13 protein-coding genes are annotated in these 14,529 nt (G+C 69.7%); 3 read left to right on the forward strand and 10 right to left on the reverse strand.

All coding sequences use genetic code 11. The annotated features are described in order from the left end of the window. Positions 1 to 33 precede the first annotated feature (33 nt). From CLV01_RS01295 to CLV01_RS01320, 6 genes are all read right to left on the reverse strand, one after another. Positions 34 to 1,425, reverse strand: coding sequence for an amidase (locus tag CLV01_RS01295; RefSeq protein ID WP_097204699.1), 1,392 nt, complete (start codon positions 1,423 to 1,425; stop codon positions 34 to 36). After that, a complete protein-coding gene (locus tag CLV01_RS01300; RefSeq protein WP_013800077.1) occupies positions 1,409 to 1,669 on the reverse strand; it encodes a hypothetical protein in 261 nt (86 codons plus the stop codon). Before CLV01_RS01300 ends, CLV01_RS01295 begins: the two co-directional genes overlap by 17 nt. Continuing rightward, positions 1,647 to 2,618 carry a tripartite tricarboxylate transporter substrate binding protein gene (locus CLV01_RS01305; RefSeq protein WP_099732538.1) on the reverse strand — a complete coding sequence of 324 codons (972 nt, stop codon included), beginning with the start codon at positions 2,616 to 2,618 and terminating at the stop codon, positions 1,647 to 1,649. Before CLV01_RS01305 ends, CLV01_RS01300 begins: the two co-directional genes overlap by 23 nt. A 355-nt stretch (positions 2,619 to 2,973) precedes the next feature. Continuing rightward, on the reverse strand, positions 2,974 to 4,485 hold the full coding sequence (locus tag CLV01_RS01310; protein WP_099732537.1) for a class I adenylate-forming enzyme family protein: 1,512 nt from the start codon (positions 4,483 to 4,485) through the stop codon (positions 2,974 to 2,976). Positions 4,486 to 4,499: 14 nt separating this feature from the next. Beyond that, positions 4,500 to 5,516, reverse strand: coding sequence for a Bug family tripartite tricarboxylate transporter substrate binding protein (locus CLV01_RS01315; protein WP_043823455.1), 1,017 nt, complete (start codon positions 5,514 to 5,516; stop codon positions 4,500 to 4,502). A 155-nt stretch (positions 5,517 to 5,671) separates the two neighbouring features. Further along, on the reverse strand, positions 5,672 to 6,667 hold the full coding sequence (locus CLV01_RS01320) for a LysR family transcriptional regulator (protein WP_099732536.1): 996 nt from the start codon (positions 6,665 to 6,667) through the stop codon (positions 5,672 to 5,674). A gap of 99 nt (positions 6,668 to 6,766) precedes the next feature. On the opposite strand from CLV01_RS01320, the gene CLV01_RS01325 reads away from it, so the two are divergent. Genes CLV01_RS01325 through CLV01_RS01335 form a run of 3 tightly spaced genes read left to right on the forward strand, consistent with a single transcriptional unit; the run spans position 6,767 to position 10,058 of the window. Next, positions 6,767 to 7,990, forward strand: coding sequence for a CaiB/BaiF CoA transferase family protein (locus CLV01_RS01325; RefSeq protein WP_180288348.1), 1,224 nt, complete (start codon positions 6,767 to 6,769; stop codon positions 7,988 to 7,990). Positions 7,991 to 8,034: 44 nt separating this feature from the next. Further along, complete coding sequence (locus CLV01_RS01330) at positions 8,035 to 9,054, forward strand: NADPH:quinone oxidoreductase family protein (RefSeq protein ID WP_099732534.1); 1,020 nt, start codon at positions 8,035 to 8,037, stop codon at positions 9,052 to 9,054. Further along, positions 9,051 to 10,058 (forward strand): Bug family tripartite tricarboxylate transporter substrate binding protein, encoded by a 1,008-nt coding sequence (locus CLV01_RS01335; RefSeq protein ID WP_034397674.1) that lies wholly within the window; start codon positions 9,051 to 9,053, stop codon positions 10,056 to 10,058. Before CLV01_RS01330 ends, CLV01_RS01335 begins: the two co-directional genes overlap by 4 nt. Before the next feature lie 10 nt (positions 10,059 to 10,068). Here CLV01_RS01335 and CLV01_RS01340 read toward each other — a convergent pair whose 3' ends face one another. The 4 genes from CLV01_RS01340 to CLV01_RS01360 form a co-directional block, all read right to left on the reverse strand. Further along, positions 10,069 to 11,277, reverse strand: coding sequence for an acetyl-CoA C-acetyltransferase (locus CLV01_RS01340; protein ID WP_099732533.1), 1,209 nt, complete (start codon positions 11,275 to 11,277; stop codon positions 10,069 to 10,071). Positions 11,278 to 11,304: 27 nt separating this feature from the next. Beyond that, on the reverse strand, positions 11,305 to 12,606 hold the full coding sequence (locus CLV01_RS01345) for an acetyl-CoA hydrolase/transferase family protein (protein ID WP_034397677.1): 1,302 nt from the start codon (positions 12,604 to 12,606) through the stop codon (positions 11,305 to 11,307). Then, a complete protein-coding gene (locus CLV01_RS01350) occupies positions 12,603 to 13,412 on the reverse strand; it encodes an enoyl-CoA hydratase/isomerase family protein (protein ID WP_013800086.1) in 810 nt (269 codons plus the stop codon). Before CLV01_RS01350 ends, CLV01_RS01345 begins: the two co-directional genes overlap by 4 nt. Before the next feature lie 212 nt (positions 13,413 to 13,624). Further along, positions 13,625 to 14,518 (reverse strand): MaoC family dehydratase, encoded by an 894-nt coding sequence (locus CLV01_RS01360; RefSeq protein ID WP_099732532.1) that lies wholly within the window; start codon positions 14,516 to 14,518, stop codon positions 13,625 to 13,627. Positions 14,519 to 14,529 lie beyond the last annotated feature (11 nt).

Here is a 14,529-nt window from a genome sequence, read left to right on the forward strand (position 1 = left end):
CTGCTGCGGCTGTGTCCAAGCCAAGCACGGCGGTCAGGTGCCGTCGGGCAGCAGCTGGTTTTCCCAGCCGGTCAGCCGCTCGATGGCCCGGGCCACCTGCAGGATGCGGGCCTCGTCGAAGTAGCGTCCCACCACCTGCACGGCCAGCGGCAGGCCTTGCGGCGACAGGCCCACCGGCACGCTGATGGCCGGGTGCCCGGTCACGTTGAAGGCATGGGTCTGCACCGGCCAGTGGCGGAAATGCGGCATGGGATCGAAGCGCGGCGCCGTATCCAGGGTGATGGCGGTCAGCAGCACGTCGCAGCGGTCCAGGGCCGCGTCCACGCGGGCCGCCAGCATGCGGCGCACGCGCAGGGCGTTCAGGTAGTCCTCCGAGGACACGGTGGCGCCCAGCAGCAGCCGCGCCGCCGTGAGCTCGCCATAGTCCAGCGGGCGCGAGCGCAGGTCCTGCGCATGGATGGTGAACATCTCGGCACTGAGGATGACGCGGCCGGCTGCCAGGAACTGCTGGCTGTGGGGCAGGCTCACGTGGATGGGACGGGCGCCGGCCTCGGCCAGCAGGGCGGCCGTGCGATCGAAGGCCGACAGGAACGTGGGCGATGCCTGGGGCGACGACTGGAAGTGGTCCTGCGGCACGCCGATGGTCAGGCCCTTCACGCCCTGCTCAAGCCCCGTGCAGTAGTCGTCCACAGGTTCGGTGGAGCTGGCCGGGTCCAGCGGGTCGTGCCCGGCCAGCACCTGCAGCGCAATGGCTGCGTCCTCCACGCTGCGTGACAGCGGGCCACAGTGGTCCAGCGTCCAGGCCAGCGGAAACACGCCGTGCTTGGAGACGCGGCCGTAGGTGGGTTTCAGCCCCACGGCGCCGCACCATGCGGCCGGTATGAGGATGGAGCCGCCCGTGCAGGTGCCCAGGGCCAGCCGCGTGAAGCCTGCCGCAATGGCGGCGCCCGAGCCCGACGACGATCCGCCCGGGATATGGGCCAGGTCCCAGGGATTGCGGGCCGCGGGAAACGGCAGGTCGGGGCTGGGCGCGCCGATGGCGAACTCGTGCGTGGCCAGCTTGCCCAGGATGATGGCACCGGCATCGCGCAGGCGCCGCACCGGCGTGGAATCCTCTTCGGGCACATAGTCCAGGCTCAGCCAGGACTGGCAGGTGGTCGGCAGGCCGGCCACGTCGTAGACGTCCTTGATGGCCACGGCAATGCCGTGGAGCAGCGGCAGGTCGGCGCTTTCGGCGCGCGCCATGTCTGCGCTGCGCGCAGCCTCCATGGCACCGCTGGCATCGAGATTGGTGAAGGCATGGATGTCGATGTCCATGGCGCGGATGCGTCCCAGCGCCGCCCGGGTCAGCATCTCCGAGGTGGTCTTGCCGGCGCGCAGCGCGCTGGCCATCTGCCGTATGGAAAGTTCAGGACTGCCGCGCATGGTTGCTCTGACGGGAAATGGTGGTGTGGATGTGCGAGGGACCCGCCTCATGGGCCAGTTCGTTGACGAGGCCGCGGTGCTCCATCAGCAGCTGGTGCTCCGCCAGGATGGGTCCCAGCCGCTCGAAGGGGATGTCGATGCCGTGCTTTTTCAGCGCATTGAGCAATTCGTGCAGCGCATTGACATCGGGCCCTGCCAGTTTCTGCGGCGAAGGGGGTATTTCAGATTTTCGCGATGCCGGCATCACTGACCACCTTTCTCCATTTTCTGGCGTCGTCGGATACGAATGCCTTGGTGCTGTCCACGGATTTCCAAAGGGGGGTGCTGCCAAGCTCCATGAATTTGCGCTGCACCTTTTCATCGGCCAGGATATTTTTCATCTGTGCATTGATGGCGTTCACTATCGCGGCCGGCGTGCCCTTGGGTGCCATGAGCACATTCCATGCGGTCTCGTTGAAATTGCCGAGCCGGGCCGGGCTTTGCTCGCTGAGCGTCTGCCAGTCGGGCATGAGGGGCGAGCGCTCGCGCGTGGCCACGCCCACGCGATTGACCTTGCCCTGGTTCACATACTGCTTGGCCGTGATCAGCAGGTCGAAGGCGATATCGACCTGGCCGCTGACCAGGTCGGCCATCATGGGCGCGGCGCCCTGGTAGGGGATGTGCAGCATGCGTATGTCGGCGGCCAGACTCAGGGCCTCGGCCGCCATGTGGCCCGCGCTGCCATAGCCCGGCGTGGCATAGGTCAGCTTGCCGGGGCTGCGCCGTGCCAGCTCGATCAGGTCCTGCACCGACGACAGCTGCAGGCCCGGGCGTGTGATGAGCACCAGAGGACTGTCGTTGATGGTGGAGATGGCTTCCAGGTCGCTGGCCACGTCATACCCGGCCTGCGTGTACAGCGCGCCCGAGATGGTCTGGGCCGTGGTGCAGATCAGCAGCGTATATCCATCGGGACTGGCCTTGGAGACCTGGCGCGCGCCGATGTTGCCCGAGGCGCCAGGGCGGTTTTCCACCACCACGTTGACGCGCAGGCGTTGTGCAAGCTCCTTGGCGATGATGCGCCCCACGACATCAGTGCCACCGCCTGCCGGGAAAGGTACAACCAGCGTGATCTGCCGGTCTGGCCAGGCCGCATGAACCAGGCTGGCAGCGACCAGGAAAATACCTCCGAGAAACAGGCTGAGGATTCTTTTCATGGGCTTGATTCATGTGGTTGCGGGGGAGAGGATGCATGCCCTGTGCAGATCCGGGCCGACACGCCGGGATGCATCTCACGATGGATCCGGTAACTGCAGCCAAGGCCAAGGCAGGCGAAAAAATAATGAATTTGTTAAAACTATTGAAACATTGAGTGCCATAGTTTTACATCATGAAGGATGGGGTGCAAGGCCTGCGGATGCGCAATGTAGGGGTGTTGCGTCCATGCTGCAGAGGCCGGCTCCGGAAGGCAGTGGCGCGTGCGCACATCCGGGCTTGGGGCAGGGAAGAGGCAGGGCAAGACAAAGGTTGCACCGGCAGCGGTGGCCGGCGCAACTGCTGGGCGGCCCGGGCTCAGGAAACGCGCAGCGCCTGTTCCTGCAGCAGGCGCTTGAGCACCTTGCCGTTGGGGCTGGTGGGCAGCTCGGCCAGGGGCACGATGCGGGCGGGCAGCTTGTAGGGCGCCAGCCGTTCGCGCAGGTGGGAGCGTGCTGCGGCGCTGTCCAGCGTGGCGCCGGGCTGCAGCTCGACGAAGGCGATGACCTCCTCGTTGCCATCGCCCTCGGGCCGCCCGACCACGGCGCTGCGCTGCACGCCGGGCAGCTCGTTGAGCGCCAGTTCCACCTCGGCCGGATAGACGTTGAAGCCCGAGCGGATGATCATTTCCTTGAGCCGTCCCACCACGAAGAGTGCGCCGTCGGCATGCAGCTCGCCCAGGTCGCCGCTGGCGTACCAGCCGCCCTCGCGCATCACGGCGGCCGTGGCCTGGTCATCGCGGAAGTAGCCATGCATCAGGCCGCGCCCGCGTATCCACAGCTCGCCGCGCTCGCCCACCGGCAGGCTGCGGCCCGTGGCCGGGTCCACGGCGCGCACCTCGGCGCCTTCCACCACGTAGCCCGCGCTGGTGTCGGGCCGCTGCTCGCCCTGGCGCGTGAGGTGGACCGACCCTGCGTATTCCGACAGGCCGTAGCCATGGTGCAGCGCCTGGCCGAAGGCGGCCTCCACGCGCTTTTTCAGCGTCAGGTCCAGCGGGCCGGCGCCGGTATAGACATAGCGCAGCGCTGGCGCCTGCGGGTGGGCAATGCCCTGCTCCTGCAGATATGCCAGCAGGCGCGCGTACAGCGCGGGCGGCCCCTGAAGCTGGGAGATGCCGTGGCGGGCCAGCGCATCCAGCAGGTCGGCGGGGTCGAACTGCGGGCGCATCACCATCTGCGCGCCCGCATGCAGCGAGGCCAGCAGCACCGTGCCCAGCCCGAAGATGTGGGTCATGGGCACGAAGGCGTAGCTGCGGTCCTCGGGGCCCAGCCCGCGCGACGCGGCCGAGACGCGCGCGAACAGCGTCAGCGCGTCATGCCCCACCATCACGCCCTTGGGCGTGCCCGTGGTGCCCGAGGTGAAGATCAGCGCCGCCACCTCGTCCTGCAGCGCGCCGGATTCGGCCACGGCCTGCGCGCGCACGGGGCTGTGCTGCATGCCGGCCAGGGCCGAGTCGCCTGCACCAAAGCGCCGCGCGTGGCCGCTGGCGCTGTCCGATGCGGCCGAGGTGAAATACACCACGCGCGCATCGGCCTTGGCCGCAAAGGCATCGATCTCGCCGGGCGCCATGCGCGCGTTCACGCCGCAGGACCAGGCGCCCACGCGGCTGCAGGCCAGGATCAGCGCCGCATGTTCGGGGCAGTTCTCGGCCACGACCAGCACGCGGTCGCCGGGCCGCACCTGCAGCGCGCGCAGCTCGGCCTCGGCCGTGTCCGCCAGCGCGCCCAGGTCGGCAAAGCTCAGGCTGCTGCCGTCGGGCAGGTGGATGAAGGGACGCTGCGGCGCTTCGGCCAGCCAGCGGTCCAGCAGATGGTGTATTCGTTGACTCATGCTCCGCGTATCCCTCAGTCCACCACAATGCCTTGCGTGACGGTGGCCCACATCGCGCGTTCTTTTGCACCGCGCTCGGCCAGTTTCTGGGGGGCGCCGGTCCACTCTTCGTAGCCCAGTTCCTTGAGGCGCTTGCGCAGCTCCGGCTGGGCCAGGGCGGCGTTGATGGACTTGTTCAGGCGGGCCACGAGTTCAGGCGACATGCCCTTGGGGCCGTAGACGCCATACCAGCCGCCCACGTCGAAGCCCTTGAGGCCTTCGATGCCGGACTCGGCAAAGGTGGGCACATCGGGCAGCGAGGCATTGCGCTGCGGCGAGGTCACGGCCACGGCGCGCACCTTGCCGCTCTGGATGTAGGTGCTGGCGGTGCTGATGATGTCCAGCATCATGCTCAGCTGGCCGCCGATCACGTCGGTCATGGCCGGTGCGTTGCCCTTGTAGGGGATGTGGTTCATCTCGATGCCGCTGCGCCGCGCGAACAGCAGCGCGCCCAGGTGGTTGGAGCCGCCCACGCCGGCCGAGCCGTAGTTGAGCTTTTGCGGATGGGCCTTGGCATAGGCCACGAGCTCGGCCGTGGTCTTGTAGGGCTCGTTGTTGTTGACCACCAGCACGTTGTAGTAGCTGAGCACGGGCGCCACGGGCGTGAGGTCACGGGCCGGGTCGAAGGACATCTTGCTCATCACGTTGGGGCTGATGGTGATGGTGGGGCTGGCCGCGAACCACAGCGTGAGCCCATCGGGCCTGGCGCGCACGACCTCGCTGCCGGCCATGGTGGCGTTGGCGCCGGGCTTGTTCTCCACCACCACCGAGGCGCCCAGCTCCTTGGTCAGCGCCACGCTGAGCAGGCGGGCGCCCTGGTCCACGGGGCCGCCGGCCGAGTAGCCCACGATGAGACGCACGGGCTGTGCGTCCTGCGCGGCGGCGGGGAGGGCGGTCAGGGCGCTCAGGGTGGCTAGGGCGGTCACCAGGGACGCCAGAAGCGGGGCATGGGCCAGGGTGGCCAGGGCCTTGCGGCGGTGTTGGGCGGGCATGTGCATGTCTCCTGCAAAAAATGAATGAAGCGCTGCCGTGGCCTGCACGGCGGCGCGCCCGGTCTGCGCCGGACATGCAGGCAATGGTGCGCACGCCGGCGTTTCTTGGGAATCTGCTTTTGCCTAAGCCGGGGTTTGCCGGCTGTTAGGACGTCCTAGGAAGACAGGTCCGCGCCCGCCTCCTCGGCGCCCGCCTGCCAGCTGGGCGCGGCGGTGACGATGGCCTCGCGCAGGAACTGCTGGAAGGCGCGGGCCGCCATGGTGGGCTGGCGGTCGGGCATGCGCACCAGGTACATGGCATTGCCCAGGCCGGAGAACACCACCTGGTCCAGCACGGCCACCAGCGTGCCGCCGGCCAGCGCGGCCGAGGTCACGTAGTCCGGCAGCAGGGCCAGGCCCAGGCCGTCCAGCACGGCGTCGTACAGCAGGCGGTAGTCGCCCGATTGCAGCGAGGGCAGCACATCGAGGGCAGCGGCGACGCCATCGTCGCCGCTGCCTGTAAGCCAGGCCAGCCTGCCGCCCATGGCCAGCGGCAGGATGAGGCGGGCCCGCAGCAGGTCGGCAGGCGCGCGCAGGGGCCGGCCCAGCGACTGCTCCAGCGCCTGCAGGCAGGCGGGCGTGGCCACGAAGTTCCAGCGCACATCGCACAGCCGCGTGGCCACCAGATCGTCCAGCGGCGCGGAGGTGATCTGCACCGCCAGATCGACCTTGGAGGCCACGAGATCGGCCATCTGGTCGTTGATCAGCAGGCGCAGGCGGATGTCGGGATGCTCGCGGCAAAAGCCCAGGATCAGGGGCTTGAGATAGAAATGCCCGAAGCCGGTGGGCACGCGCACGCCCACCTCGCCGCTCACGGTGGAGCGCAACTGGTGGATGGCATCGCGGGCGCGCTGCAGCTCCTCCATCATGGCCAGGCAGCGCCGGTACAGCAGCTGGCCGGCCTGGGTGAGCTCCACATTGCGCGTGGTGCGGCGCAGCAGCTGCGTGCCCATCTCGGTCTCCAGCGCACGCAGCCGGCGCGAGACGTTGGAGCGCGTCATGCCGCCGCGCTCGGCCGCCCGCGTGAGGCTCTTGGCCTCGGCGATGTCGATGAAGACGCGGCACAGGTTCAGGTCCATCTCGGCATTCTTTGCAGGGCCGGGGCCGGCCATTGTTGATCGGGAGTCACCAGGCCTGGCCTGCTGGCGAGGATTGTGGCGCCAGCCCTGCCTCCCTAGCATGGAGGAAACCATGGCGAAAGGCCGCTGACCGTGAACCAAGAAGCTTTGCAAACCGCGCCGCCGGCGCCCCTGGCGCACTACCGTGTACTCGATCTGAGCCAGGGCGTGGCCGGCCCCTACTGCACCCACCTGCTGTCGCGCCAGGGCGCCGAGGTGATCAAGGTCGATCCGCCCGAAGGCGACTGGGCGCGCCACGTGGGCATCTCGCGCGATGGGCACAGCAGCCTGTCGGCCACCTACAACGCGGGCAAGCGCAGCATTGCCGTCGATGCGCGCCAGGCCCAGGGGCGCGCGCTGCTGCTGCGGCTGGCGCGCGAGGCCGACATCGTGGTGCAGAACTTCCGCCCCCAGGTCGTGCAGCGCATGGGCGTGGACTACGACAGCCTGCGCGCGGCCGGCCTGGACCCGGTGTACGTCTCCATCAGCGGCTACGGACCCACGGGGCCGTATGCCGACCGGCCCGCCACAGACTCCGTCATGCAGGCCGACACGGGACTGATGACCAGCAACCGCGACGCGCAGGGCCAGCCCCAGCGCGTGGGCCTGCTGCTGGCCGACATTGCAGCCGGTGTCTACGCGGCACAGGCCTGCACGGCGGCCCTGCTGGGCAAGGCGCGCAGCGGGCGCGGGCGCCATGTGGAGCTGAACCTGTTCGAGGTCTGCTGCGCCCTGCAATCCACGGTGCTGGCCGAAGACACGCTGCGCGGCGGCCTGCCCGCCGAAGGCGTGAGCGCCCCCAACGGCGTGTTCGCCACGGCCGATGGCTTCATCACCGTGCTGGCCCTGAACAACGACCAGTTCGAACGGCTGTGCCGCGCGCTGGACCTGCCGCACTGGCTGCAGGACGCGCGCTTTGCCTCCAATGCGGGCCGCATGGCCCACCGCCATGTGCTGCATGCCGGGCTGCAGGCCTTGCTGGCGCAGCAGCCGCGCGTCCACTGGGAGCAGCGCCTGGCCGCACAGGGCGCCCTGCATGCGGGCGTGCGCACGCTGGCCGATGTGGTGGCGCACCCCCAGGCCGTGCACCGCGCATCGTTCGCCACGCTGGCGCAGCCCGGGTTCGGGCCGCTGCTGTATGCGGCTTCACCCTGGCCGGCAGACGCAGCAACCTCCGGTGCATCCCTTGGCACCGCGCCGCGCACGGGCGAGCACACGCGCCAGATCCTGGCCGAGGCCGGCTGCACGCCGCAGGAGATGGAGCAATGGATGGCCAGCGGCGTGGTGTACCAGTGCGCGCAGGAGGTCATGGCATGAGCGCTTCTACATCTACGTTCACACCCACCTCCCCGGACACATCCATGCAGGCCCTGGTCTGCCATCAATTCGGCGCGCCGCACGAGGTGGTCAGCCTGCAGTCCATGGAACGGCCCGGCCAGCCCCTGGGCGCGCACCAGGCGCGGATTGCCGTGGCCTACGCCAACGTCAGCCACGCCACGGGCCTGCTGATCGAGGGCCGCTACCAGCGGCGCCCGCCGCTGCCCTTCGTGCCCGGCACCGAAGGCGTGGGGCGCGTGCTGGAATGCGGCAGCGCGGTGCAGCACCTGCAGCCCGGCGATGCCGTGGCCTTCATTGCCGACTGGGGTGCCTTTGCGCAGGAAACGGTGGTGGATGCATCCACCGTCTACCGCCTGCCTGCGGGCATGCCCTGGCTGCAGGCCCTGCCCATTCCCCTGTCCTACGGCACGGCCTACACGGCCCTGCACTGGCGCGCGCGCCTGCAGGAAGGCGATGTGGTGCTGGTGCTGGGCGCCGGGTCCGGCGTGGGCGCCGCGGCGGTGGAAGTGGCCCGGCAGACGCCCGGCGTGCAGGTCATCGCCTGCGCCAGCACCGAGGCCAAGCGCGCCGATGCGTTGCGCCGCGGCGCGCACCAGGCAGTCACCCCGCAGGACCTGGCCGCCCAGGTCAAGCAGGCCACGCAGGGCCGGGGCGCCTCCGTCGTCTTCGATCCCGTGGGCGGCGATCTGTTGCTGCAGGCGCTGCGCGCCGCTGCGCAGAACGCGCAACTGCTGAGCGTGGGCTTTGCCAGCGGAACCATCCCTGCCGTGCCCATGAACCTGGCCCTGGTCAAGAACCTCACGCTGCACGGCTTCTTCTACGGCCGCTACATCGGCTGGACGCCGGCCGATGAGCGCCAGGCCTTCGCGGCGCAGCTGCAGCCCGTCATTGCCACGCTGCTCGACTGGGCTGCCCGGGGATGCATCCATCCCCAGGTCAGCCAGGTCTTCGCCATGCATGAACTGCCGGCTGCGCTGGATGCGCTGCACGGCCGCAACGTGACCGGCAAGCTCGCACTCGCCATTCAAGGAGACAAGGTATGACAACGCAACGCACAGGCCCCGCGCTTTCCCGCCGCACCCTGCTGGGCGCCGCTGCGGCGCTGGCCGCATGGAGAACGGCAGGCGCGCAGCCATCCGCCGGGGCCCAGGGCTATCCCAAGGCGCCCATCCGCGTCGTCGTGCCCTATCCACCGGGCGGGCCTACCGATGTGGTCGGGCGCGTGGTCACCACGCGGCTGGGCGAGGCGCTGGGCCAGCCGCTGGTCGTGGACAACAAGGCCGGCGCCAGCGGCATGGTCGGCGCGGCCCTGGTGGCCAAGGCGCCGGCCGATGGCTACACGCTGCTGGTCAACGCCTCCATCCACGTCATCAACCCCTACGTCTATGCCAGCGCGCCCTATGACGCCTTCCGCGATTTCGAGCCGGTCACGCAGCTGGTCGACGTCCCGCTGGTGCTGGTCGTGGGCAGCCAGCTTCCGGTGCGCAATGTGCAGGAGCTGATCGCCTGGGCCAAGGCCCATCCGGGACAGGTGAACTTCGGCTCTGCCGGCAATGCCTCGTCCCAGCACCTGTCGGGCGAGCTGTTCCGCCTGAAGACCGGCGCGCAGATGCAGCATGTGCCCTACAAGGGCAGCTCGCCGGCCCTGACCGACCTGATGGGCGGGCAGATCCAGCTCATGTTCGACTCCATGCCCTCGGCCATGCCCTTCATCGCCTCGGGCCGGCTGCGCGCGCTGGCCGTCACCTCGGCCAGTCGCTCGCCCTCCCTGCCCGATGTGCCCACCATGGAAGAGGCCGGCATGCCGGGCTTTCGCACCAGCACCTGGTACGGCCTGTGGGCACCGAAGAACACGCCCCAGGACGTGGTGCAGAAACTGTGGACCGAGTCCCGCCGCGTGCTTGCCGAACCCCAGATCGCCGCGCAATACCGCCGCCTGGGCGCCGAGCCCGTGGGCTCCACGCCCGCCGAGTTCGCGCGCTACATCCAGGCCGAGGCCCGCAAGTGGGAAGAGATCGTGAAGGCGTCGGGCGCGCGGGCGGATTGATGCGGGAAGCTCACACCCGCTCGAACACCGCCGCAATCCCCTGGCCGCCGCCGATGCACATGGTCTCCAGCCCATAGCGGCCCTTGCGGCGCTCCAGCTCGTGCAGCAGGGTGGCCAGGATGCGCACGCCGGTGGCGCCAATGGGGTGGCCCAGGGAGATGCCGGAGCCGTTGACGTTGAGCTTGTGGTCTATGGCGTCCTGGTCGTTCCACTCCCAGCCCTTGAGCACGGACAGCACCTGGCAGGCAAAGGCTTCGTTGAGTTCGACCAGGTCCATCTGGTCCAGCGTGAGGTTCAGGCGCGCCAGCAGCTTCTTGACGGCGGGCACGGGGCCTATGCCCATGTGCGAGGGCTCGCAGCCTGCGGCGGCCCAGCCCACCAGGGTGGCCATGGGGGTGAGGCCCAGTTCGGCCAGCTTGTCCTCGGCCACGATCAGGCAGGCGGCGCTGGCGTCGTTCTGCTGGCTGGCGTTGCCGGCCGTGACCGTTCCATTGGGCATGAGCACGCGCAGCTTGCCCATGCTGTCGGTGGTGGCGTCGGCGCGAAAGCCTTCGTCGCGCGTGAACAGCACGGGGTCGCCCTTGCGCTGGGGCACCTTGACGGGGACGATCTCGTCGGCGAAGCGGCCCGCCTCCCAGGCGGCGGCGGCGCGCTGGTGGCTGCGCACGGCATAGGCGTCGGCTGCCTCGCGGCTGATGCCGTAGTCACGCGCCAGGTTCTCGGCGGTCTCGATCATTCCCGAGATCTTGCCGAAGCGCTCCACGGGCTGGGAGCGCTCGCGGCCGCGGTCCAGGCGGTCGTAGAAGCGCACATTGCCCGAGCGCGCGCCCCAGCGCATGTCGGTGCTGTAGTACTCGATGTTGCTCATGCTCTCCACGCCGCCTGCGATCACCACGTCGGCGGCGCCGCTTTGCACCATCATGGCCGCCGTGGCCACGGCCTGCAGGCCGCCGCCGCAGCGCCGGTCCAGCTGCATGCCCGGCACCGTCACCGGCAGGCCGGCCTGCAGCGCGGCCCAGCGGCCCACGCAGGGCGTCTCGCTGCTGGCGTAGGACTGGGCGAAGACCACGTCGTCGATGCGTGCGGGGTCGATGCCGCTTTTCTCGACCACGGCGCGCACCGTGGTGGCGGCCAGCTCCTCGACCGATACCGGCCGCAGGCTGCCGCCGAAGGTGCCCACGGGCGTGCGAAGGGGGGTGACGATGGCGGCTCTGCGCATGGTGTTGTCTCCTTGGGAATCAGTGGATCAGGAAAAGGCTGCGCCGCATTGGCGCAGCAGGGTGTGTGCCTGTTGTTCCAGGTCGGCGCGGTGCTCCGGTGCCGCGATGTCGATCAGCCGTTTCACGCGGCGCGACAGCGTCTGGCCGCGCAGGTCGGCCACGCCGTGTTCGGTGACGATGAGGCCGGCATCGCTGCGCGGCGTGCTGACGGGGCCGGACAGCCGCGCAACGATGCGCGTCGCACCCCTGGCCGTGGCGGGCAGGGCGATGATGGGCAGGCCGCCGCGGCTGCGTGCCGCGCCGCGCAAAAAGTCCACGGCGCCCCCCACAGCGCCCACGTAGACGCCGCCCGCCACTTCGGAATTGATCTGGCCCGTGAGGTCCACCTCCACCGCCGAATTGATGGCGGCCAGCCTGTGGCTGGCGGCCAGCACCTCGGGGTCGTGCGTGTAGCGCGTCTCGCGCAGCTGCAGGGCGGGGTTGCGGTGTGCCCAGCGCCTGAGCGATTCGCCGCCCATGAGGATGCCGCCAATGCCCACGCCGCGGTCCTGGCTCTTGCGCGCGTGGGTCAGCACGCCGGCTTCGGCCAGGGCTGCAATGCCGTCGCCCACGGCTCCGCTGTGCAGGCCCAGGTCGCGGTGGCCGTGCAGGGCGGCGAGCACGGCCTCGGGCAGGTTGCCCACGCCCACCTGCAGCGTGGCGCCGTCTTCGATGAGGGCGGCCACATGGCCGGCAATGGCCTGCTCGGCAGGGCCGGGCGCGCTGCGCGCCTGGTCCAGCGGAGGGTGTTCGGCATCGACCAGCAGGGCGAAGTCGCCGGCCTGCAGGTGCAGGCTGCCGTGCGTCCACGGAATGGCGGGGTTGACTTCGCCGATCAGCACGCGCGCCTTGCGTATGGCGGCCGGCAGGTATTCATGGACCAGGCCCAGGCTGTAGCGGCCTTGTGCATCGGGTGGCGAGACCTGGAGCAGCACCACGTCGGCAGGCAGCAGGCCCTCGTCGATCAGGCCGGGCAGGTGGGAGTAGTGGCTGGGCAGGATGTCGAGCACGCCCGCCTGGGCCAGCGCGCGGTGGGGGCCGCCGGCCGCGTAGCCGAAGAAGTCGATGGCGTCGGCATGCGCAGGTTGCAGCGTGTCCGATGCGCCCATGCCCACGAAGACGCGCAGCCGGCCCTGGCCACCGTGCCGGGCCAGTGCATGGCGGTGCGCGACCACGGCGCGCGTGAGCGTCAGCGGCTCGGCCGTGGCCTGGCCCCACCACAGGGTGTCGCCGGGGCGGATCAGGGCCTGCAGCCTTTCTTGCAGGGCGTCCGGCGACAGCACGCTCATGGCGCGCGGTCCCAGTCGAAGCGCGTGGGCTGCTTGTCCTTGAAGCGCTGCACCGCCTCCTGGTGGTAGTCCGAGCCGCGGCACATCGTCTGGGCATAGGCTTCCAGCTCGGCCATGGCGCGTGCGTCCAGCTCGAAGGCCTGGTTCATGGCCGTCTTGGCCATGCCGATGGCGGCCGTGGATGCCTCGCCGAAGCGCCGCGCCAGCGCCACGGCGGCGGCCTGCAGGGCCTCGCCGTCTTCCACGATCTCGTAGACCATGCCCAGCGACCTGGCTTCCTCGGCCTGCACGGTGCGCGCGGTGAAGACCAGCTCCTTGGCCTTTTGCAGGCCCACGATGCGCGGCAGCATGTGCATGGCGCCCAGGTCGGGCACCAGGCCGATGCGGCCGAACACGGCGCAGAACTTCGCGCGCCGCGTGCACAGCACGAAGTCGGCGGCCAGCGCCAGGCTCAGGCCCGCGCCGAAGGCCGGGCCGTCCACGGCGGCGATCACGGGTTTTTCGAGGTTGACCAGCTCGGGAAACCACTGGTGCAGGCTGCGCATGCGCTGGCGCCAGGGCAGGCCGGCCTGGCTGGCATCCATCATCTGGCTGATGTCGCCGCCCGAGCAGAAGGCGCCGCCCGCGCCCGTGAGGATGACGGTGTGCACCTGCGCGTCATCGCGCATCTGCGCCACGGCGGCGGCCAGGGCCGGGCGCATGGCCTGGTTGAGCGCGTTGCGGGCCTCGGGCCGGTTCAGCGTGATCGTGCCTATGCCGTCCTGGACGGAGGTCAATACGGGGGAGGTTTCAGGTGATGTAGTCATGGTGCCGAGGTTGGATTCTTTGAGATCAAAAGCTGGAATGTCTTGCTTGCTCCTATGCGCACCTTTGACGAGGCGTCCAAATCGGCATGTCCCAAGCCAGGGACACCGAGCAAGGGCCTGGGCCGGCCGCGCCGCCCCGCAGCGAGGGTGTCGTCCCCCTCCCGCGAAGCGAGAGAGGGGGAAGGCGCACAGCGACTCAGGGGGTGATCCATTCAAGCGAGTTCGGCGTAGCCGTGGCTCAGAACGACCTTGTCACGTTCGAGCACGCGGGCGCGCAACTGCAGCTGGCAGGGCTGGTCGGGCGTGCGCCAGATCTCGGTGACCAGGGTTTCGCCGGGATAGACGGGCGAGGTGAAGCGCACATCCAGCGCCTTCAGGCGCGCGGGATTGCAGTCGCCGCATTGGCGCAGCACGGCATGGGCCACCAGGCCGTAGCTGGCCAGGCCATGCAGGATGGGCCGCTCGAAGCCGGCCTTGCGCGCCACGGCCGGGTCGGCATGCAGCGGGTTGTAGTCGCCCATCAGGCGGTACAGCAGCGCGGCCTCGGGGCGTATGGCCTGGGTGTCGGTGAAGTCGGGCGCGCGGTCCTCCGGCGTGGGGCGCAGCGGCGCCAGGGGCGCGTCGCTGGGCTGGCCGCCGTCCAGCAGGCTGTAGCCGCCATCGCCGCGCAGAAAGCTGACCTGCTGCACGGTGGCCAGCAGCTCGCCGCCGGCGGTCTCCAGGCGCCGCTCGGTGACCATGATGGCGCCCTTGCCCTCACCCTTGTCCGTCAGATGCGTGATGCGGTTGTGGCCCACCACGTCGGCGCTGGCCGGCAGCGGGCGGTGCAGCCGCATGCGCTGCTCGCCATGCAGCAGCTTCACCCAATCGATGCCCGTATCGGCCTCGCGCGCCCAGAAGCCCGGATAGCCCAGCACCACGGCCTGCGAGGGCAGGGCGCGCAGCCCGCCCGGCGCCCCTTCGTAGAAAAAAGGCAGGGCGTCGGCGCACAGCGGATCGCTGCCCAGGCCCAGGCTCAATGCATAGAGCATGGTGTCGCGCTCGCCATAGTGCTGGCGCACGGGCTCGAAGGCGCGCTGTTTCAGGTGCTGATAGCTGATGGCCATCACGGTTCCTC

The sequence above is a fragment of the Delftia sp. 60 genome (assembly GCF_002754395.1).
Taxonomy (GTDB): Bacteria; Pseudomonadota; Gammaproteobacteria; order Burkholderiales; family Burkholderiaceae_C; genus Comamonas; species Comamonas acidovorans.